General features: G+C 50.1%; 19 protein-coding genes. 9 read left to right on the plus strand and 10 right to left on the minus strand.

Annotation, left to right across the window (positions count from 1 at the left end; translation table 11 throughout):
* The first annotated feature begins 126 nt into the window (after nt 1–126).
* Both GBK04_RS16710 and GBK04_RS16715 read left to right on the plus strand, forming a co-directional pair.
* Nucleotides 127–561: a hypothetical protein gene (locus GBK04_RS16710; RefSeq protein ID WP_373331055.1), complete on the plus strand. Its 435-nt coding sequence runs from the start codon at nt 127–129 to the stop codon at nt 559–561.
* Between the two features lie 12 nt (nt 562–573).
* The gene (locus tag GBK04_RS16715; protein ID WP_152761592.1) at nt 574–1,803 is read left to right on the plus strand and encodes an S-adenosylmethionine:tRNA ribosyltransferase-isomerase; all 1,230 of its coding nucleotides are present in this window, start codon (nt 574–576) and stop codon (nt 1,801–1,803) included.
* 16 nt (nt 1,804–1,819) lie between these two features.
* On the opposite strand, the gene GBK04_RS16720 is transcribed toward GBK04_RS16715, so the two are convergent.
* Nucleotides 1,820–2,734, minus strand: a complete 915-nt coding sequence (locus GBK04_RS16720; RefSeq protein ID WP_152761594.1) for an NADP-dependent oxidoreductase — start codon at nt 2,732–2,734, stop codon at nt 1,820–1,822.
* Between the two features lie 291 nt (nt 2,735–3,025).
* Between GBK04_RS16720 and GBK04_RS16725 the strand changes: the two genes are divergently transcribed.
* From GBK04_RS16725 to GBK04_RS16755, 7 genes are all read left to right on the plus strand, one after another.
* Nucleotides 3,026–4,819, plus strand: coding sequence for a carboxypeptidase regulatory-like domain-containing protein (locus GBK04_RS16725; protein ID WP_152761596.1), 1,794 nt, complete (start codon nt 3,026–3,028; stop codon nt 4,817–4,819).
* Complete coding sequence (locus GBK04_RS16730) at nt 4,816–5,835, plus strand: outer membrane beta-barrel protein (protein ID WP_152761598.1); 1,020 nt, start codon at nt 4,816–4,818, stop codon at nt 5,833–5,835. The genes GBK04_RS16725 and GBK04_RS16730 overlap by 4 nt, the downstream gene beginning before the upstream one ends.
* Nucleotides 5,836–5,902: 67 nt before the next feature.
* Entirely contained in the window at nt 5,903–6,637 is a 735-nt protein-coding gene (locus GBK04_RS16735; RefSeq protein ID WP_152761600.1) for a GLPGLI family protein, read from the plus strand.
* 47 nt (nt 6,638–6,684) lie between these two features.
* Nucleotides 6,685–8,364, plus strand: coding sequence for a sensor histidine kinase (locus tag GBK04_RS16740; protein ID WP_152761602.1), 1,680 nt, complete (start codon nt 6,685–6,687; stop codon nt 8,362–8,364).
* Nucleotides 8,336–9,049, plus strand: coding sequence for a response regulator transcription factor (locus tag GBK04_RS16745; RefSeq protein ID WP_152761604.1), 714 nt, complete (start codon nt 8,336–8,338; stop codon nt 9,047–9,049). The genes GBK04_RS16740 and GBK04_RS16745 overlap by 29 nt, the downstream gene beginning before the upstream one ends.
* A gap of 54 nt (nt 9,050–9,103) precedes the next feature.
* Nucleotides 9,104–10,378, plus strand: a complete 1,275-nt coding sequence (locus tag GBK04_RS16750) for an acyltransferase family protein (RefSeq protein WP_152761606.1) — start codon at nt 9,104–9,106, stop codon at nt 10,376–10,378.
* 20 nt (nt 10,379–10,398) lie between these two features.
* Complete coding sequence (locus GBK04_RS16755; protein ID WP_152761608.1) at nt 10,399–11,136, plus strand: hypothetical protein; 738 nt, start codon at nt 10,399–10,401, stop codon at nt 11,134–11,136.
* Nucleotides 11,137–11,233: 97 nt separating this feature from the next.
* Here the strand turns inward: GBK04_RS16755 and GBK04_RS16760 are convergent, their stop codons facing one another.
* From GBK04_RS16760 to GBK04_RS16800, 9 genes are all read right to left on the minus strand, one after another.
* Nucleotides 11,234–12,427, minus strand: coding sequence for a hypothetical protein (locus GBK04_RS16760; RefSeq protein ID WP_152761610.1), 1,194 nt, complete (start codon nt 12,425–12,427; stop codon nt 11,234–11,236).
* A gap of 443 nt (nt 12,428–12,870) precedes the next feature.
* Nucleotides 12,871–13,317, minus strand: a complete 447-nt coding sequence (locus GBK04_RS16765) for a sulfatase-like hydrolase/transferase (protein ID WP_373331056.1) — start codon at nt 13,315–13,317, stop codon at nt 12,871–12,873.
* Nucleotides 13,318–13,510: 193 nt separating this feature from the next.
* Nucleotides 13,511–14,422, minus strand: a complete 912-nt coding sequence (locus tag GBK04_RS16770; protein ID WP_152761614.1) for an alpha-1,2-fucosyltransferase — start codon at nt 14,420–14,422, stop codon at nt 13,511–13,513.
* Entirely contained in the window at nt 14,397–15,149 is a 753-nt protein-coding gene (locus GBK04_RS16775) for a DUF268 domain-containing protein (protein WP_152761616.1), read from the minus strand. Before GBK04_RS16775 ends, GBK04_RS16770 begins: the two co-directional genes overlap by 26 nt.
* Nucleotides 15,150–15,174: 25 nt before the next feature.
* The gene (locus tag GBK04_RS16780; protein ID WP_152761618.1) at nt 15,175–16,452 is read right to left on the minus strand and encodes an ABC transporter ATP-binding protein; all 1,278 of its coding nucleotides are present in this window, start codon (nt 16,450–16,452) and stop codon (nt 15,175–15,177) included.
* 37 nt (nt 16,453–16,489) lie between these two features.
* Nucleotides 16,490–17,341 carry an ABC transporter permease gene (locus GBK04_RS16785; protein WP_152761620.1) on the minus strand — a complete coding sequence of 284 codons (852 nt, stop codon included), beginning with the start codon at nt 17,339–17,341 and terminating at the stop codon, nt 16,490–16,492.
* Nucleotides 17,338–19,098, minus strand: coding sequence for a hypothetical protein (locus GBK04_RS16790; RefSeq protein ID WP_152761622.1), 1,761 nt, complete (start codon nt 19,096–19,098; stop codon nt 17,338–17,340). The genes GBK04_RS16785 and GBK04_RS16790 overlap by 4 nt, the downstream gene beginning before the upstream one ends.
* Nucleotide 19,099: 1 nt before the next feature.
* On the minus strand, nt 19,100–19,579 hold the full coding sequence (locus GBK04_RS16795) for a 3-deoxy-D-glycero-D-galacto-nonulopyranosonate 9-phosphatase (RefSeq protein ID WP_152766183.1): 480 nt from the start codon (nt 19,577–19,579) through the stop codon (nt 19,100–19,102).
* Nucleotides 19,573–20,412 (minus strand): SDR family oxidoreductase, encoded by an 840-nt coding sequence (locus tag GBK04_RS16800; RefSeq protein WP_152761624.1) that lies wholly within the window; start codon nt 20,410–20,412, stop codon nt 19,573–19,575. Before GBK04_RS16800 ends, GBK04_RS16795 begins: the two co-directional genes overlap by 7 nt.
* Nucleotides 20,413–20,428: the final 16 nt, after the last annotated feature.

A 20,428-nucleotide genomic window follows, 5' to 3' on the forward strand; every position in this document is an offset into this window, starting at 1 on the left:
TTCAATCGCGTGAGCCACCCCGTTTCCATTTTAATTTAATGAAGTGAAAGTAACAACATTTAGCATAAAAATCTGGCGCTGGTTTTCGGTTCTGCTCGTGGTAGGGGGCTCGCCTGGACGTATTCTTTGCTGCCCGACCTGGTGGCGGTAGGTTTTGCATCGTCTGGAATGGCCGAAAACTATCTGGAGAAGGATACGATTTTTTACATTGCCATGGGGCTGATCGTGTTCAACAATGTCGTGATTGCGGCCATGGCCCGGTCGATCGATAAGGTACCCGTGTCGCTGCTGCCCATTCCCAACCGCCGGGCCTGGGCCGAGCATCGGGAGGAACTAAACGAGCACCTGACCAACTGGCTCTACTGCCTGGTGGCGGCCATCAACACCATCGTGGCCCTGAGTTTGTTCGCCCTAGCGACCCTCAACAGCAACCAGTTTTCCCAGGATGTGTTCTCGTTCGCCTGGTTGTTCTATCTGGGCTTAGGCATGCTGATCCTGATTTTTGTGTCGCTGCCCCTTCGTCTGCTCCGCGCCCCGGTACCGGAAATTTCGCTGGATTAAGTTCTTTTCCCCATGCCTGATTCCCTATCCCTGGCTAATTCGATCCGACTCAGCGACTATACCTACGAGCTACCCGACGAGCGCATCGCCCGTTACCCATTGTCGCCGCGAGATGCGTCCCGACTGCTGGTGTATAAAAAGGGTACCATCGAGCACTTACATTTCCGGCAACTGGCCGATCAACTTCCGGCGGATAGTCTGCTGGTGTTCAACGACACCAAGGTAATTCCGGCGCGGGTATATTTTCAAAAAGCTACCGGCGCTACCATCGAGATTCTGCTTTTACACCCCGAGGTACCTACCCGCATCATCAACGACGCCATGCTGGTGACCGGCCCAAGTACCTGGGCTTGTATGATCGGGAATAAGAAACGTTGGAAAGCGGCCGAAGTACTGACCCGCGTGATTTCTATACAAGGCAAACCTACCACCCTGCAAGCTACTTATGCAGATTACGAGCAGAACCGGGTGACGTTGGCCTGGGATGGTGATGCTTCTTTTTTGGATATCGTACTGGCGCTGGGCGAGATACCCCTGCCGCCCTACCTCCGGCGGGTTACCGAAGCGCAGGACCAGCAAAACTACCAGACCGTCTACGCCCGGCAGGAAGGTGCCGTAGCCGCGCCTACGGCCGGGCTGCATTTTACCGATTCGGTATTGCAGCAACTTGCCGACAAGGGTACCCAGCGCGCTTTTCTGACGCTGCACGTGGGGGCGGGTACTTTTCAACCCATTAAGGTCGAGACCATTACCGAGCATCGCATGCACAGCGAACAGGTGGTGTACACGCGGACGCTTATCGAGCATTTGATTCAAAAAATAGATCACATTATTCCCGTAGGTACCACCTCGCTGCGGTCACTGGAAAGCTTGTACTGGTACGGGGTGAAATTGCTCCGGGAGGAAAGCACCGAATTCTGGATCGAGAAACTGTATCCTTATTCGATTCCGGAATCCGAGGTACCTTCCGCCCGGAGATCCCTGGAAGCTGTGCTGCATTTCATGGAAAAGCAAAACCTCAGCGAAATAACGGGCGAAACCGAAATATTCATTTTTCCCGGCTACACCTTTCGGCTTTGCAAAGGGTTGATTACCAATTTCCACCAGCCCGGCTCCACGCTCATTCTGCTGGTGGCGGCTTTCGTGGGCGAGGATTGGAAAAAAATATACCAACAAGCCCTCGCCCACGAATACCGCTTCCTGAGTTATGGCGATTCTTCGCTCCTGTGGCGCAATGATTGAGAATTTCGGAACCCCGTCAGTCTACTAATAAAACATTTTTGCCCCGGGAATGACCTTGTTTCTGATATTCCAGGGCGGCTTTGGCCTCCGCCAGCGGGAAGGTCTTATCCAGAAAAACCTTGATTTTTCCTTCCTCGATCAACGCCACGAGTTGCGACAGCTGCGCCGCATCTGAATGAAACAGGAAGTTGGTCGCCGAAACCCCGTAGCTTTCGGCCAGTTCCTGCGAGGGCTTGGCGGTGATGGATACGTAGCGGCCCCCTTTTTTCAACATTTTGAAAAGCTGTGCGGAAGTAGCCATGCTATCAAAAGCCGCGTCCACATCCTGAATGGTTTCCGTCAAGTCGTCTCTTTTGTAATCGACTACCTCGTCGGCTCCCAATTCGGTCAGAAATGAGGCGTTTTTGGGAGAGGCCAAGGCCACCACATAGGCACCCTTCCACTTGGCGAGTTGTACGGCCATGGTACCTACACCACCCGCAGCGGCCTGAATCAGTACTTTTTCTCCAGCCTGAATATTGAGATGATCAAATAACGCCTGCCAAGCTGTGAGGGCCACGAGGGGTACGGCGGCGGCTTCGGTAAAGCTCAGGTTATCGGGTTTTCGGGCTAAATAGCGTTCCTCCGTAACCACGTATTCGGCATAAGCGCCCTGCTTTGCCCATTCTAACGAGCCGATTACTTCCTGACCTACCTCGAAGTTTTTGACTTCGGCGCCGACCTGCTCCACGATGCCCGCGATATCGCTACCCACGGTATAGGGCATTTTAAAAATCCCGTTCAAAACGCCTTTGAAATCTACCGGATTCACGCCCGCGGCCTTTACTTTCACCAAAATGTCGTGGGATTCCAGGGTAGGTACCTCCAGGGTCACAAGTTCCAGATTGTCCAGGGTACCTTTTTCTTTGATTTGTATTGCTTGGCTTTTCATGTAGTCGGGGAATGTTATTTAAAAATGAGTTTATACGGGCGAGGTAGGGTACCTGCCCAAAGCACTGGAAAAACAGAAAAGAGCGCCGGAAAATTCATGGGTCGAAAATGCACTTTCTGAAAATCCTGCCCGAACCAGCCGTTGTATCAGTAGGCAGGGCAGCCTTGAAATTCAAATTTCTGCATTAACCTTAATTAACCTTAATGCAAGGATCATTAACCTGCTTCCTGCGGAGGCCAGGGTACTTTTGTGAGGTCGGGTATTCGACTTGATGAAAAAGTACTATCAGCCATGAAAAATGTTTCCCTTCTTTTACCCTTGTTCCTCTGCTGGTTTGCCCCTCCGACTCTCGCCCAGAATCCAACCCAAGTTAATATTCGAGGTACGGTAGTAGACTCCGCCCAGCACGCCCTCGACGGCGCTACCGTTATGCTTCTGAGCGGGCGCGATTCTTCTCTGGTTTCTTTTGCCCGCTCGCAGGGCAGCGGAGGTTTTGAATTTAAAAATGTTGCCAACGAGGGGTACCTGCTGCAAATTACCTATGTAGGCTTGCAGAAATACCGTCAGCCCGTTTCCAAACAGCCCAATGAAACGCTGGACCTGGGTACCTTGACGCTGTTGCCCATTCCGAAAGACCTGGATGAGGTGGTGATCCGGGGCGAGCGTGCTCCGGTGCAGATCAAGCAGGACACCATCGAGTACAACGCCGGCTCTTTCAAGGTACAGCCCAACGCCGTGGTGGAAGACCTGTTGAAACGCCTGCCGGGCGTGGAGGTCGACCGCGACGGTACCGTGCGGGCGCAGGGCCAGCAAGTGCAGCGCGTTACGGTGGACGGCAAAGAGTTCTTTGGTCGTGATCCCAAGATAGCCACCCGCAACCTACCCGCCGACGCCATCGACAAGGTACAGGTACTGGATCGGAAATCGGACCAGGCGCAGTTTACGGGCATTGACGACGGGCAACGCGAAAAAGCCATCAACCTCACCCTGAAAGAGGAAAAGAAAAACATGACGTTCGGCAACCTGACGGGCGGCGGTGGCCCCGACAGCCGCTACGCACTGCGGGGAAATGTTAACCGCTTTTCCAAAACCAAGCAGCTTTCGTTTTTGGGAATGGGAAATAATGTGAACCAGCAGGGATTTTCCATGGACGACTACCTCAACTTTACCGGCGCTTCGCAGCGCATGATGTCGGGGCAGGGGGGCGTGCGCGTTCAGATCAACAGCGACGAGGATGCGGCCATACCCCTGAATTTTGGCGGACGTACCAATGGGTACCTTACCAACTGGGCCGGGGGCGTGAACTTCAACAATCAGATTAGGCCCAAAACGGAGGTGAATGGCAGCTACTTCTACAATCAGCTGGGTCAGGACATCGACCGTATTGCCAACCGCCAGTCGTTCCTGCCAGCCGGTACCATCGGGAGTATTCAGAATACCAATCAGCATACCGGCAACATAACCCACCGAGGCAATCTGGTGCTCGACCAGAAGATTGATTCGCTGAATTCTTTTCGCTGGACCAACCGCTTCGACTACCGCCGCAACAGCGCCTCGGTACTGGGCGAAAGCCGGGCGTTCGGGGCCAACGGACAACTGGAAAACGAAGGTACCCGCACCAGTACTTCGCAGAGCGACGGTATCCGCCTGAACTCCGACCTGTTGCTGCGCCACCGCTTTGCCAAAAAAGGCCGTACGATTTCGTCCAATCTCACCTTTGGGCTGGATCAGAGCGATCGGGAGGGTACCCTGCGGGCTACCAACCGCTTTTTCGAATGCGGTACCGAACCCGTGCGGGTGGATAGTCTGCGGCAGGTCAATGAGCAGACCAACGACCAGCAGAATTTCGGAGCCACGCTTTCCTATACCGAGCCTCTGGGCAACCGCAGGTACCTTGAGCTGAACTATGCCTGGCAGAAAACCCTGAACAACCTGGATCGCAAGGTATATGATCTTACTGGCGAAGGACCAACCCGCCGTCTGAACAGTCAGTTGAGCAACGCGTACCGCAACGACTTTACGTACCAGCGCGGGGTTTCAATCTGCGGGCCAGCCAGCAGAAATACAATGCTTCGCTGGGTATGAGCGTGCAGCAGTCGGTGCTTCGGGGCGAACTGACACTGCGCGATGTGGATATCGACCGCAGCTTTCTGAACGCCTTGCCGAATGGCCGCTTCCAGTATAATTTTTCCACGACCCGCAACCTCAATCTGACCTACGACACCGATGTACGCGAGCCGTCTATCCAGCAGCTTTCGCCCGTGGTGGACAACAGCGATCCACTCAATATTTACGAAGGAAACCCCAACCTACGGCCCGAGTACAACCACCGGTTGACGATGCAGTTTTTTGACTTCAACCAACTGCGGTTCAGCAATCTGTTCGGGTACCTGAATTTTACCTACACAGCCAACCGCATCACCGACAGCCAGCAGATCGACGAGCGGCTGGTGCGTACCTTCCGCCCCGTAAATGTGCGGAACGACTATACGGTTACGGGCGACGTGTCGAAGGGTTTTCGGATCAAGCCCATCAGTACCCGCGTGAATGTAAGTACCAACCTGCTGTACAACCGCTCCATCACGCCCGTCAACGGTACCGACAACCAGACCCGCCGCCTCGTAAGCCGGAGTACCCTGCGGATGGAGTACCGCTACAAGGAAGTATTCGATATTTCGGCCAGCGCCCGCCTGACCTACAACCAGACGGCCTACTCGCTCAATACCGGTCTGAACCAGCGCTTTACCAACCAGAACTACGATGTGGAAGCCAACTGGCAACTGGGCAAAATCGTCAGACTCAGTTCTACACTCGACTATGCGGTTTACAATTTTCCTGATTCGGATTTCAGCCAGAAGGTACCCCTCTGGAATGCGTCGGTGGCGAAGTCGTTCCTGAAAAACAAGCGGGGCGAAGTGAAGCTCTCGGCGGTGGATTTGCTCAATCGCAATGTGGTCATCAACCGCGTGGCCCAGGCCAACTTCGTGCAGGATGAGCGGACACTCTCGCTGCAACGGTACTTCCTGCTCAGCTTTACCTATTCGCTGGGAATTCAGCGGCCCCCACAAAGCGGCGGCATTCGCATACTACGGGGAGGCTGATTTTGAGTGAATTGATTCATATTTAAACACATAATGAACTGAATTTTTCCTAAAACAAGAAAGAACTATGAAAAAGACAATGCTAGGTTTCCTAATTGCCCTAAGCTACCTAGGCAACGCCGTAGCGCAGCAGAACGAAGGGATTGTAGGCTATGACCAGAAAATCAACATGCACCGGCGGCTGCCCGACGAATCCATGAAGGCCATGGTACCTGAATTCCGCATTAACAAAATGCAACTGGCTTTCCGGGGAGGAGAATCATTGTATAAAGCGGTGGCCGTCAACGATGCCAACGAGGAAGCCACTGACGCGGGAGGCAATACGGTACGGATGGTGATCAGGGTACCCTTGAGCGAAGTATATCGTAATTTTGATCAGAAAAAAAACGTGGAACTGCGTGAGCTGGCCGGACAGAAATTCCTGATTCAGGACGAATTACGGCAAATTCCCTGGAAGCTCACCGGCGAGTCGAAGAAGATAAACGGCTACGACTGCATGCAGGCTACCTACGCGAACCCCGAGCGGAAGCAGAGCTTCGTAGCGTGGTTTGCCGATGCTATCCCGGTACCCAGCGGTCCGGCGGGTTACGGCGGCTTGCCGGGGCTGATTCTGGAATTGGATATGAATGAAGGCGAAATGATTTATACGGCGGCCAACCTAACTTTTAAAAAACTGGAAGACGGCGATCTGAAGGTACCCTCGGGGGGAAAAAAGGTGACGGAGACGGAATTCAATAAAATCCGTGACGATTATATGAAGGAAGCGGGCGGTATTGGAGGAGTGCGTATATTTAGGAATTAGCTTTCAGGAGTCCGCTGAGTAGCGGTTTGTTTGGTTTTGCGTAGCAGATGAAAAATTCCCGCAGGAGAATAGTACCCGCTGTTCTGATGGCCGCCAGTCTCGTATTGCTGGCGGCTTTTCAGGCCTTCTGGCTGCGTAAAGAATACTTCGAACAGAAAAATCTGCTGCAAAAAGAAGCCTTCCTGTTGTTTCAATCGACCGTTCAGGCCCTGGAAGACTCTGTGCTCCAGCAAAAGGTATCAGTATCCTTTCGGGAGCAGAAGGTCGAAGAGAAAAAAGGATCATCATTGAAAAAACGGGGGACGGTACCTCAAAAGAGTGATACGCTATTATTTTTCAAAAGAAGAACTGCCGCGCCGACCGATTTCCATGAAGCCTTTTCCGACCTACAGGCCCGGGAAATGAAAATCTTTAAGTCGCGTGATAGCTCGGGTGATTCGCTGACGGGTACCCTTCCGGCCCGGCGGGTTTTCGTACGCGATTCGGCAGGATATACCAATATAGAAGTCCGGATCATGGCCTCTACCGACAAGTTGGATTCGGTAAAACAAATGATGGTCGGGGTTTTGAAGCCGATTCAGAGCCGGATTCTCTCGCAACGGGAAGACTCCTCGGTCACGACTTCACCGCCCGGCCACCGGTTCGTGATCCGGCTGGGCAATGATTCCCTGAAACTCGGCGACCTGCGGACCGGTTATGCGCAACGGTTGCAGAAAGCCAACCTTAACCTACCCTTCACCGTTCGGCGCAGTCCTGGTCCTTCTGCCGATAGTCTTGCCGGTACTTTGCCGAGCTTGTCCGTCATGACCAGCAGCAGCATGCCCATGGGATCGAAGTATTCGGCGAGCCTGGCCGAATACAGGTCCTATCTGTTCCGCAAGGTTATGCCGCAAATCCTGGTTTCAGTATTCCTGCTGGCTATCACGGCCCTGGCCTTTGCGGTCATTTACCGTACTATGCAACGCCAGCAACGATTGATGGCACTGAAAAATGATTTTATCAGCAACGTCACCCACGAACTCAAAACGCCCATCGCCACGGTGAGCGTAGCCCTGGAAGCTTTGCAAAATTTTGGTGCCGCCCGCGATCCGGAGAAAATCAGGGAGTACCTGGCCGTATCTAAAACCGAACTGGATCGCCTGGCCATGCTGGTGGACAAAGTGCTGAAAATCGCGCAACAGGAGCAGCATAGTCTGACGCTTTCACCCGAGCAACTGGATATGGATCAGCTGGTACAGCAGGTACTGCATACTATGAAGCCTCAGTTTGAAAAGTACGGGGCACAGTACCGATATGAGCGGGACGGAGAAGAGTTTTGCCTGACGGCCGATCGGGTGCACCTGACCCATGTGCTTTACAATCTGCTGGACAACGCTCTGAAATATAGCCAAGGCGCTCCAGAAATAACCGTCCGGCTAGGCAGGCAGTCCGGGTACCTGCGGCTGGAAGTGGCCGACCGGGGAATGGGAATTTCCGAGGCCTACCGCCATAAAATTTTCGAAAAATTCTTTCGGGTACCTACCGGCAATACGCATGACGTCAAAGGCTACGGCCTTGGCCTCAGCTATGCAGCCAGCGTGTTGAAAGCGCACCGCGGGCGCATTGAAGTAGAAAGTGAACTGGAGCAGGGTAGTCGCTTTATGCTTTTTTTACCGCTGACCCCGAGTCAGGTTTCATCGTATTCTGTACCTCCGACCCATGACCCGCATCAAACTACTGTACGTTGAGGACGAGCCTTTTTTGGGCAAAATTGTGAAGGAAAGCCTCGAAAGCCGCGACTTTGAGGTGTGCATGGTGGCCGACGGGGCCGAAGTGATGGCCCGGTACGAAAGCGTCCGGCCCGACCTGTGCCTGCTGGATGTGATGCTCCCGCACCGCGACGGCTACGAGCTGGCCAGGGAAATCCGCGCCCGTAATCCGGCCATTCCATTGCTATTCCTGACGGCCAAAACCCAGACCGAAGACGTTTTGAAAGGGTTCGAATCGGGTGGAAATGACTACATCCGAAAACCTTTCAGTATGGAGGAACTCATCGTTCGGATCCGGAATCTCTACCGGATGGCACAGCCCAACGGGCAGCGCGCTCCGCAGGAAATGGAGCGGATACAGCTGGGCAGTTATACGTTTTTTCCGCAGCAATATGAGCTGCACCGGAGCGGGGAGGTACGCAAACTTTCGCATCGCGAGACGGAATTGCTGAGTATTCTGGTCGAAAACCGGAATTTCAAAGTACAGCGGCGGGACATTCTGCTGCGGGTGTGGGGCGACGACTCCTTCTTCAATTCACGAAACCTGGATGTGTACATCACCCGTCTGCGCGATTACTTCCGGGACGATCCCACTCTGGAGATTATGACGCTGAAGGGGGTAGGGTACCTTTTCAAAGGCGTGGAAGCCTTCTCTCCCTCTTAGGTTTTTATAAAATCAGGTGTACCTTAGCACTTGATTTTACCTCCTCCCTGCCCCATGAAAGATCGCTTGCTCTCGCTCGATGTACTGCGCGGACTCACGATCATGCTGATGACCATCGTGAACAATCCCGGCGATTGGGGCAGCGTGTACGCGCCCTTTCTGCACGCCGAGTGGCATGGTTGCACCCCCACCGATCTGGTGTTTCCCACGTTCCTGTTCATTGTGGGCATCACCACAGTACTAGCTACCCCCCGAAAAGTTTTGGACCGTGTCACCTGGCAAAAAATACTGACTCGTTTCCTAAGGATTTTCTGCCTGGGTTTGTTCCTGAATTTCTTTTCCAAAATCCACCTGTTGGGTCTGGAAGGTAGCTCTCTGTTGATCGTTCGGCTCTTTATTACGGCCTTGGTAGTGGTAGCACTGTTCGGTGAATATGCTCGGCAGCGGCAACTCTATGTGGCACTAGGGATTTTTGTGTTGATGCTAATACTGGCCTTTGGTGGATTTGAAGACTATGCCAATGTCCGCATTCCCGGGGTACTCCAACGCATTGCTGTGGTGTACCTGGTCGTTTCTTTGCTCTACCTCACTACTTCAACTTCTGTACAGGCAATGGTAGGGATTGTCATTCTATTACTGTACTGGGCTTTAATGACCCTCGTTCCTGTGCCAGAAGTAGGTGCGGCTAATGTAGCGAAAGGTACCAACCTGGCAGCGTGGTTGGATTACGCGTTGCTGCCCAATCATTTATGGGTTACGTCCAAAACCTGGGATCCGGAAGGTATCCTGAGTACCCTGCCAGCCATTGGCACCGGTATCGCCGGGCTGCTGACGGGTACCTTGTTGAGGAGTACTTTAACTAAGGAGAAAAAAGTATGGTACATGCTAATGATCGGGATGACTGGCATAGGGCTGGGTCTGCTCTGGAATGTTATTTTTCCCATCAACAAAGCCCTCTGGACCAGCTCGTATGTACTCTATGCGGCGGGTATCGCGCTGGTACTGCTGGCGGGGCTCTATTTGGTGATTGATTACAAACAATGGACAAAAGGCTGGATCGTGCCTTTTCTGATATTCGGCGTCAATCCGATGGTAGTGTTTTACTTTTCAGGCATTATTCCCCGCGCACTGAATGGCATCAAAGTACCCCACCCGATCGACCCGGCCCACGATCCGATTGGTCTGCAAAGCTATCTATATACTTACCAGATCGCTCCGTACTTTTCCGAACCCAAGGTCGCTTCCCTGGCCGGAGCCTTGATTTACCTGGCCATCTGGTTGGTGATTCTGTCGGTTTTTTACCGAAAAAGAATGATTTTCAAAGTATAATTTCTTCCTGATTCATGTCCATGTACCGTTTACTTGTATTGCTCAGCTTCTGGCTTTTCACGTCAAGCCTATTGGCCCAATCGCTCACCCAACGTACCTACGAAGGTACCATCAATACCAAAATCCCGATTATCCTGACCCTGACGCAGGATGGAGAGGCTCTTTTTGGGACGGTGGTGTATAAGAAAAAAGGCATCCCGATCACAGTAGTAGGCAGCCTGACGGCAGGCAACCTATTCCTGCACGAACTGATGCGCAACGGCGAGGTGACTGGCCTATATTCCCTCGAACCCAAGGGCACCGGCTGGACGGGTACCTGGAGCGCCCCCCAACGCGATGCCAAAGACTTTACCGTCGCTTTAAAGGAAACTGCCAAAACCTCGGTTCCCGCCAAGTTGTTACCCAACCTGACGGGGACCTATTACTACGCTTTTGGAAAAGAGGAAGGCTCGGGTGAATTGAAGGTCGTGCAGGCGAGTCCCACCAAAATCACGATCGCCGTGAGCGCCGTGACGGGTGGACCAGCCTATAACATAGCCACCCTAGAAAAAACCACTCTTGCTCTGAAAAGCAATAAAGCCGTATATGAAAACGATGATTTCGGGAAGTGTAAGCTCCTGTTCACGTTCGGGGAAAATACGGTTCGGGTGGACTACCTCGACGGTGCCTATGACTGCGGCTTCGGGCACAACGCATCCGCCGCGGGCAGCTATGTGCGCATCAACGCCAGAAAACCGGAATTTGAGGAGAAACGGTAAAAGTCAATAAATCATCTAAGGAAAGTGTAATTCAGCGCTTCCTGGTATGGACCAGCCAAGGAGTACCCGGAATTCAGCCGTGTACTCTCCCGATTCATCACTCAAATCTCAGAATCCGAAGAAAAAATGGCCACATGTAGTGGGATAAATAGTAAGTGGGGAAGAGGACGGCTGTCAACATCACATACAAGGTCATTCTTTGAAAAGCTTCGGGTGAAAGTTCCCTTGCCAAGATTCTTATACCGATAAAAATGGCAGGAAAAGCATACATGAGGCTACGAGTCATATCATACACCAGGAAAGAAATTCCAAGGGAAGCTCCGAGTGCCATTAGGTAAAGGATAAAGCCCCACCGTTCCCGATATAACCAAAGTATTGCGAGAGTACCGATGATGTAAATCCAATAGCTTTCAAAGCTGGCAACGGTAACGAATGGTACCAGTTCGACCAGGCGTTGCTGTATGAGTACAAACTTCACTTCGGCCAGTGTTTGCGCAAGGCTTGCAACGGAAGGGCGGTTGAATTGGAGTGACAAAACCCAACGCAAAGAGATAGTGACAGTCACGGCGAGAAATATAGCCCACTGTTGAGGAATCAGCGGCCACAGGGGGGTGCGAAAAAAAGTCTTGGGATGGAGCGAAGAACTAGTATCTAAAAACCACCACACCCCCACTAAAATGGAAGCAACGAATGATCTCTCATCTGTCCATAACGCCAGGCATATATACGAGAAAATAAGGAACGGGTTATTACTTTTCATGCTCATCAGCAGGAAAAGCAGGGCAAAAGCATCAAAATACGCGTAAGTATCCCAAAAAAAGATTTTCCCCAGAAAAGTAAAAGCCATTCCTACCAATAGCCAGGTAAGGGCTATATGGTTTTCACAATAGGGTTTTAATGCCTTGAAAGTGAAATAAAAAAACAAAAAGCCAGCCAGATATTCCAAGCCTATTAGGAAGTACATCAGTTTTCTTAAAGAGCAACCCCAGCATAATTTTCCCAAGTAAACCGGAAACAGCCGGTAGTACATCTTGGAGGTATGGTGAAAAAGACCGTATTCAGAAAGCGCACTTAGGGGAGAGGCAATCTGCTTTTGTAGAAATTGCCATGTAGCTGATTCGGCTAACTTGGCATATCCGGACCAAACACTGATGAGGGCATCCCCTCCTGTGACTATGACAAGTACTGTGCACAGACAGGCCAGCCGAAAAGATAGATGCGGTCTACTGATAAATTTTCCTGTCTGTTTGCCACAGCTGCCCTCGATGGCCTGTACCAGATTTTCCAACATAGTGTATGTATAATGTCTGAGGGTAGGTTTGTGAATGATTGCCAATCCAGAGGTCTGTCATCCCTGCCCTTAAATGTGCCTAATCCTGCTATCATAAGTTCCGGTGTAGCTTTGCAAGGCCTTTATGGGAGGCCGAGCGATTGTATACTGCTCTTTCAAAACCAAGGTTGGTAATTGAAAAGAAAAATCACTATAAATAAAAAAGTTAGCTGAAACTATAAGCTGGATCATACCAGGCTTAATGCTTCGGTGGCTTTTCCAAGCCAAGGTTTTCCTTAGTCGTAAACTGGTAAGCTACCAGCATAGCAATCTCGCGATCGTCCCGATTTAAAAGATCAAGTACATGGAACGTCAATATTTTTATGTCTGAAATATACACAAAATCAGACCGAAATTTTAAGGTACTCCCTTGCTTCCCTATTTCTTCGCTGGCATATTGGCCTTCACCTGCTGCTGCCAGGCTTTCCACTGAGTGGCCATTTCCTGCTTTTTTCTCGGCATCGAAGCCGACAGGTTCTTGCTTTCGCTGAGGTCCTCCCGCAGGGATTCACGGGTGAGGTGGGATCAGTGCGGTTGCCCGCGATGAAGTTGGTGAGGCCGTAACGCGCCGGGTGGCGACCCGTCAAAATCGCCGCCCGCGAGGGCGAACACACCGGACTGGCCGCGTAGGCCTGCGTGAAGCGCAGCCCGTGCCGCTCCAGCGAATCCAGATGTGGTGTTTCATTGTAGGGATTGCTCGCGCCAGGGGACCGGTAGCTGCCCAGGTCAAAGTATCCCAAGTCATCGGCCATGATGTAGATAATGTTGGGGTTCGTCTCTCCGGGCGGTGCGTCACTAAGCTTCTTGGGTGGCGGAGCTTGGGCTAGTGCTGCCAGAGAAAAGAAAAACACAAGTATGAGGCTGGGAAAGATTTTTATTAAAGAAAAGTTTTTGCAAAAAGAAAGGCGTGCTTTTGATTTTATACCCAAATAAAAATCCCCGCCAGTTTCCCAGGCGGGGATTCTCTTCGTGCGAGGCTCGAGGTCACGCAGGATCAGTAAGCCCACATTCAGCTGCTTGAATTCTTTATATAATAGGATCCTATCAAATCCGTACCCACCCAAGTGGAATTCGGTCTGCGGACTCATTTGCTTGCACCTCATGGGCCAGCCAGCGGCTAGGAGCTACTACGATCTTATTATGAGACGGATTAAGCCATGCTCCCCACCAGCTAAAACTGCTATTGGCAATAATGTGATGCTTACATTGACTCATCAAGTACATATCATAGAAGCTGTTCCGACCCTCGTGCTTTTCTACAAAGGTAATAGGGTAGGGCAAAGATAAGTTTTTCCGTGCCCATGCCTGATCATCAGAAAAAACAAATAGGTGAATCTCTCCAAGTCGGTTTGCTAGGTAGGTGGCAGCTTTTTGATAGTAATCCAGCGAGCATAGACCATGCAACTGCCTTGCCCTCGCATTTGTAACATAATCACCACGCCGAATGTGCAAGCTTACAGGGTTGGAGCTGTTAGGAAACCCAGTCAGATCGGAATCAGGATTAGAAATAAACTTTAACTCCTTACGTAGTATACTCTGAATATTTTCAAAATAAAGCTCCGATTGGAAATAGCCAATTAAATAGGTGTTAGCAGTAGTTTTTTTTAAAATAGCTGGGTCATAGCCCATATGTATTTCCCGGTATTCGGTGATACGTCTCCACCTGCGAACAAGCTTTTGCAATCTGCTCTGGTAAGGAACTGCGCGTATACCCAGCGCTAGGCCATCAAACAGTGAAGGCTGTACTGCACTGATGCCCAAGGCCGCTAATTCATAGGCGCGAGGAGTAGTGTCCGGATCAATGGTGTGGTTTTGGAACGAATGCAAATCAAAGGCTACTGAAGTCTCATGATGATGCGCCACAGCGCGAGCAGTGGCATATTGAAACAACTGATTTCCTAACCCCCCTGTAATTTTACGATGATCATGTTTACTTGGTAAACCAAAAGCAACCACAGCCGTATTTATCAGTAGTCACAAAGCTTTGAATGTCGCTACTGACCATTCTACCATTATTCTCTGGAATGTATGAAAACTCGACCAGTTTCAGCCCTAGGCTCTTAAAACGTTCAGCAACAGAGGCAGCAGTATATATTCGGTGCGCATTAAATAATATCTTACTTTCATACCCAACAGGTATCACAAATAATAAACAGCCGCCGGGTGCAAGCACCCGCGCTAGTTCGTACATGGCTTTTATATCCCCATTATAATCAATTGGATCGCCATAACGACCTAGCCCCACATGTTCCACTGTATGCATACAGGAAAGTGATTGCACTGAATCATTAGTAAAAAATAGGCTAGTGAGATCGGCTCTATCCGAAAGGAAGTTATCTAGCTCCAACTCGGCAGGTCTATAATCATAAAACTCAGTTTGAACAAATGCCGACAGTATTGTACTAAAATGGATTGTTGAAGAGATATCGATGTGGAGGGTGGGAGAAGTAAGGGCAATAATACGCGCGGCCCAGGCCGGATGATATATATAATGCCGATCGATTGGGGTTGTATTGGTTCGGTCGGCCAAACAGGGATAGAAATCTGTCTGGGAAAGCGTGAAACGTGATTGAGTATCGCGTTGCTGATTGACTAGATTCCCGAAATCTTTGTAAAACCAATCAGGCAGCTTGTGCTTTGAGTACCAATACTTTCGGATAACTTTATTTAAAAAAAGTGGCATAGAAATTGGATAACTTGCTTTCAGCTCAAATAGCCAGCTGTTTCAATTGAACACTTTTCTGGTTCAGCAATAACCCACTTTTTGAGTTGATAACTTGTTTAGCATTTTTAAGGTTTGGGATTTCAGAAATGTGAATGTAAGCTTTTTGATTGAGGTACTGGAACGTGCGCAAATAAGAAGACAAACCCACCGCAAAATAATAAACTCCGGATGAGTAATTAAGATCGTTGTTTGAAAAAATTGCCTCATACTCACCGATAGACAAATCGATCGGTTGGCTCCATGAGGTCTGGAGCGGTAACCCGAGTTGAGAGAGCATTCCCAACCCAATGACGAAATGTGGTACGTCTCTATCGAGCCGAAATGTGATTCTAACCTGCCAGTAGTCCCAAAGCGGTACTTCCGATAATGGATTTCCATCCAGATCTTCCACAACGAGTCCTCTGGCAAAGCCGGGTAGTTCTTCATTTGGATCGGGGGGGGCGAACTCAAATCGTGCCTCTGACAAAGCTCCACCCGATAGATAGCGATCCACTACGGTTCCCAGATTTCCGCTGGCTATCATTTTTCCTTGCGACAGTAGAAGCCCACGATTGCACAGATTTTGCACCGCCTCCATATTATGACTCACAAATAGCACAGTACGCCCGTCGTTCTTGCTGACATCCTTCATTTTTCCAAGGCATTTTTTCTGAAACTCGGCGTCACCGACAGCCAATACTTCATCTACTACCAGAATTTCAGGTTCGAGATGGGCGGCCACAGCGAAGGCCAGACGTACATACATACCCGATGAGTAGCGCTTTACGGGCGTATCGAGATACCGTTCCACACCAGCAAAGTCCACAATTTCGTCGAGCTTCCGGCGGATTTCGTCTTTCCTCATGCCCATAATGGCTCCATTGAGAAATATGTTTTCGCGCCCCGTCAGTTCGGGATGAAAGCCCGTACCTACTTCCAGCAGCGAGGCCATGCGCCCCCGCACCCGAATGCGCCCAGTGGTGGGTTTGGTCACGCGCGAGAGGATCTTGAGCAGTGTGGACTTGCCCGCTCCGTTGCGTCCGATGATACCCAGGATTTCACCCTGCTTTGCTTCGAAGGAAATGTCCTGCAAAGCCCATACGAAGTCGCTTGTGCCCTTGATGGAACGGTCGTTGGCCTGACCTATTTTTTGAAAAGGATCTTCTTGGCCGCGCACACCTGCCCACCAGCGCTGCAGGTCACGGCTTAGGGTACCTGTCGAGATTTCACCTAACTGGTAAAGCTTTGAAAGGTTTTCAACTTGTATTGCTATTTCTGCCATTTTTCAAAGTTATTGTCAGCCATCAACTTTTACTTTTCTAAACAGTATCCATGAAAGTCTTTTCTACGCGGTTGAATACCAGAATGCTCAATAACAAACAGATGACCATAAATCCGAAGCTATACCCCAGTCCTCCCCACGAGAAGTAGCCTTCTCCCAGAAACGAGTATTTAAATGCTTCTACTACACTCGTAATGGGATTGGCGAGTAAGAGCCAGCGATATTTCTCGGGTGCAATCGACAATGGATAGACGATAGGCGTTCCGTACATCAGCAACTGGATTCCAAACTGAATCAGAAAGCGCAAATCGCGGTACTTGGTGGTAAGCGACGAAATGAGCACCCCGAAGCTGAAGCCCAAGCCCGACATAAGCAAGATATATATTGGAAAAAGCAGTATAGTATCATTGGGTTTTACCCCGCCTTCCGACTGTGCGATATAATATAACCATATGCACAAGAATAGGGATAACTGGATGAAAAACTTGAACAGGTTAGAGATGACAATGGAAATAGGCGCTGCTAGACGGGGGAAATACACTTTTCCGAATAAGTTTTGATTCAAAATAAAAGTATCGGATGTTTTCACCAAACATTCCTGAAAGTAATTCCAGAGCGTGACGCCGGCTAGATAAAAAAGGATTTTAGGGATGCCGCCCGTAGAAATGCCCGCCACATTTCCAAAAATTACTACATAAGTAAGCGTGGTGAGTATAGGTTGGACGAAAAACCAGATCGGACCGAGAATGGTCTGCTTGTAGGTGGCCACAATATCGCGGCGCACAAAGAGGGCAATTAGATCACGGTACTGCCATAGCTCGCGCCAGTTTAATTCGAAAAGCCCCGAGGTAGGTACGATTTCGAGGTCCCATTGGGTTTCTTCGCTCATCGGATTTGTGGATTTTCCAGTTTTTCTAAAGTCGCATGTTGGGGAATGATCAATTCATAGGGAATGCGATGGGCTCTGATTCTTCCATGATCGATGGACAGCGAACTTACTCTGTAAGAACCGGGTCGCAGGCGGCAAAGGGGCAGTTGGGCTTGCCAGTTTACGTTTTCATTTTTCTGAAACAGCGGAGTTACCGTAGAGGCAGCAACCAGATGCACAATGTCTTTTTGATAAAATGCCAGATAAAGTTCCTTGCCAAAATCTCCAGTAGAGGTTGGTTGGGGATGATCGTAGCCATAGTTATCCAAAATCAATTTTTTATGGCAGCCGAATAGATTCTCCTCTCCGGTAAGACGTTTTTCATTAATCGAAACGGGGCCGTCTTCTTGGGTGCCAATTGCTTTTAGGATTTGCCTGGGAGTAGGAAATTTAGATAAAGGTGGACTATAATACCCCTTTCGGACGGCTTCTTTGAAAAAGGGCGTAAAATTGTTGCGATCATACCAGGGTGTATGCAGGAGAGCAACATCGTTGTAAAACATGCTATACATGGATGCTTGAAGGTCGCGTGAGTAGAATGAAACAAACCTCTCATACCTGATATAAGCAGCCATATTCCAAAAAGCCGTAAAAATGAGCACGACGGGGAAAAGCCAACCGAGAGTTGCGTACCGTGTTTTAATGAATGACAATATAACAAGATAGCCCAAGCATGTGGCAGTCACTGAGTACTGCCGATAGCGGCCATACAGCATCTGGGTGACATCAAAGCCCTCATTCCGCAGCAGTGCCACCGAAAGGGCGGTTAGTAATACAAACGTGATTATGCCGCAAAGTACGGGATTGGGATTCATCCAGTTATATGATAATGAGGGTCGAGCCCTTAAAGCAAAGGCAAGTATGACATAGGAGAGCAATACCCCTCCGATTAGAAAACCCATCCCAATGGAAATATAATCCATGGTATGAGCCACCAATGAGAAGTAGGCTCCTATAAAAGCCATCCAATTTATAAGCGTGGCGATGAAGAAAGTAAGCGACAGCTGAGGGAAGGATATAGGTTCTCCGGTTTGGCTATAGAAGAATAGAGCTATCATTGATACTAAGCTCCATAAAACCCAGTGTTCAGTGCCGCTCCGACTTAGATACAATACTACAAGCCCGGCAGGAATTAGCAATAGACCGTTACCATTAATAAACACGGTGGCGAATAGCAGGGTAGCTGCTAGCCAAATAAATCGTTTCCCGGGCAGGGTCAACCACCATAGTGAGAGGAAAGCGGTGAAAATAACCATGATATTGGACCAAACCACCATGGTCCAAATTGAAGCGGATACAAGTTGGGCTTGGAACAGAATGAAACAGACCGGCGCAAAATAGATGAGTTGAGAACGGTTGATTCCACTGACCCGCCAAAGCAGGAAAGCAATGCCTATGAGCGAGCAGCTACCGATCAAAGCCAGGGTCTTGAAATTGACTTCCCCGATCAGGAGAACCTGAGTAATAGCCATTAGCCTGGCCAATAGAATGGGGTGCTCATTATGCCGCCTGAAAAGTACCTCAAGAAGCGAATTTCGGCCCGACAGGTAGTCAGTAATGGCTTTTAGAATCGCAGGAATGTCATCCGCGTAGGGTAGGTTGGCGGTATTAGTCCAAAGATAAATCGAATAGGCTAACATCGGGAACAGGGTAAGACCCAGTGAAAGCCAGGTTGAATAGTGGTTAGGTGCTTTTAAAACATTTTGATCTAACCCCATATCAGTACTGGCTTTTCACTATCCTATCCACAAATTCCCGCACGCAACCTTCTCCTCCTTTTTTGTAAAGCATCACGATTCCAGGTACCGCCTTTACCGCGTCCACGGCATCAGCCGGGCAGGCCGCCAAGCCTACTTTTTCTAACAGACTGATGCAGTTCAGGTCGTCACCGATATAGGCTACCTCACTGAGTGAAATGGATTCTTTCTCGCAGATTTCCTCCGCTGCGGCCAGTTTGCCGCCATCGCGCTGTCCTTGATACAAATAGTCGGCTTTAATTTTTACCGCCCGTCGGGCTACAATTTTTGTGTTTTCAGAGGTAACGATACCCGTTTTGATCCCGGCTTTGCGCAACAGTTCAAAGGCCATGCCGTCGCGGGTGTTGAATTTCTTAAATTCATCACCGCTCTCGGTATAGTACATGCCGCCGTCGGTCAGTACGCCGTCGACGTCGGTCAGGAAAAGTTTGATCGTTACCATGCGGTCCATCCTCCATCTACGGTGAGTACCGAACCCGTCATGTAGCTCGACGCGTCTGAGGCCAGAAACGTGAACGGTCCGATGAGTTCTTCACGATTGCACATCCGGCCCAGAGGCGAAAGGTTAGCAAAATTGGCCAGAAACGCTTCGCCGTGATTGTTGAAAATGCCGTGCGGTACGATGGCGTTGCAGCGGATACCCTCATGGGCGTAGAAGGTAGCCACATAACGTGTGAAGTTGGGAATGAACGACTTGGAAGCGATGTAGTCAATAGGTTTGAACTGCTTGACGCCCTCGCCAAAATCGTACAGATTCTGGTTGGGTGCTACTACTGAGTAGGTGGATGCCACGTTGATGATGTTTCCACTTCCCTGCATCAGCATCTGGCGGCAGGCGTACTGCGTCATCACAACAGTACCCGTTAGGTTCACTTCTAGGGATTGTTTGAGCAAGTCGCTGGGGTAGTGCTCAAAGCGACTGGGATTTATATCGTCGGAATGCTCTTTGTCGAACTTGGCATCGATAGCAGCATTATTGATGAGTACATCTATTTTGCCGAATTTCTCCACCGCGACCCGTACCACCGCGGCACAGCTCTCTTCGTTCGTGATGTCAAGCTCGTGGCACAAAAACTGCTCATGGGGGTACCTCGGGGCTAGTTCGGCTTGCACAGGGGCTTTTTTTGTTTCGTCCCGATCGGCCAGTACTACGTGAGCACCCTGTTGCAGAAAAGCGTGGGATAAGGTTTTTCCGATCAATCCGTAGGCTCCCGTGAGTAGGATTACCTTGTTGGCTACGGAGAGGGACGGATGAATGGCTGCGGCTTGTGGCATTACTGATTATAGGAAT

Source organism: Salmonirosea aquatica (genome assembly GCF_009296315.1).
Classification (GTDB): Bacteria; Bacteroidota; Bacteroidia; order Cytophagales; family Spirosomataceae; genus Salmonirosea; species Salmonirosea aquatica.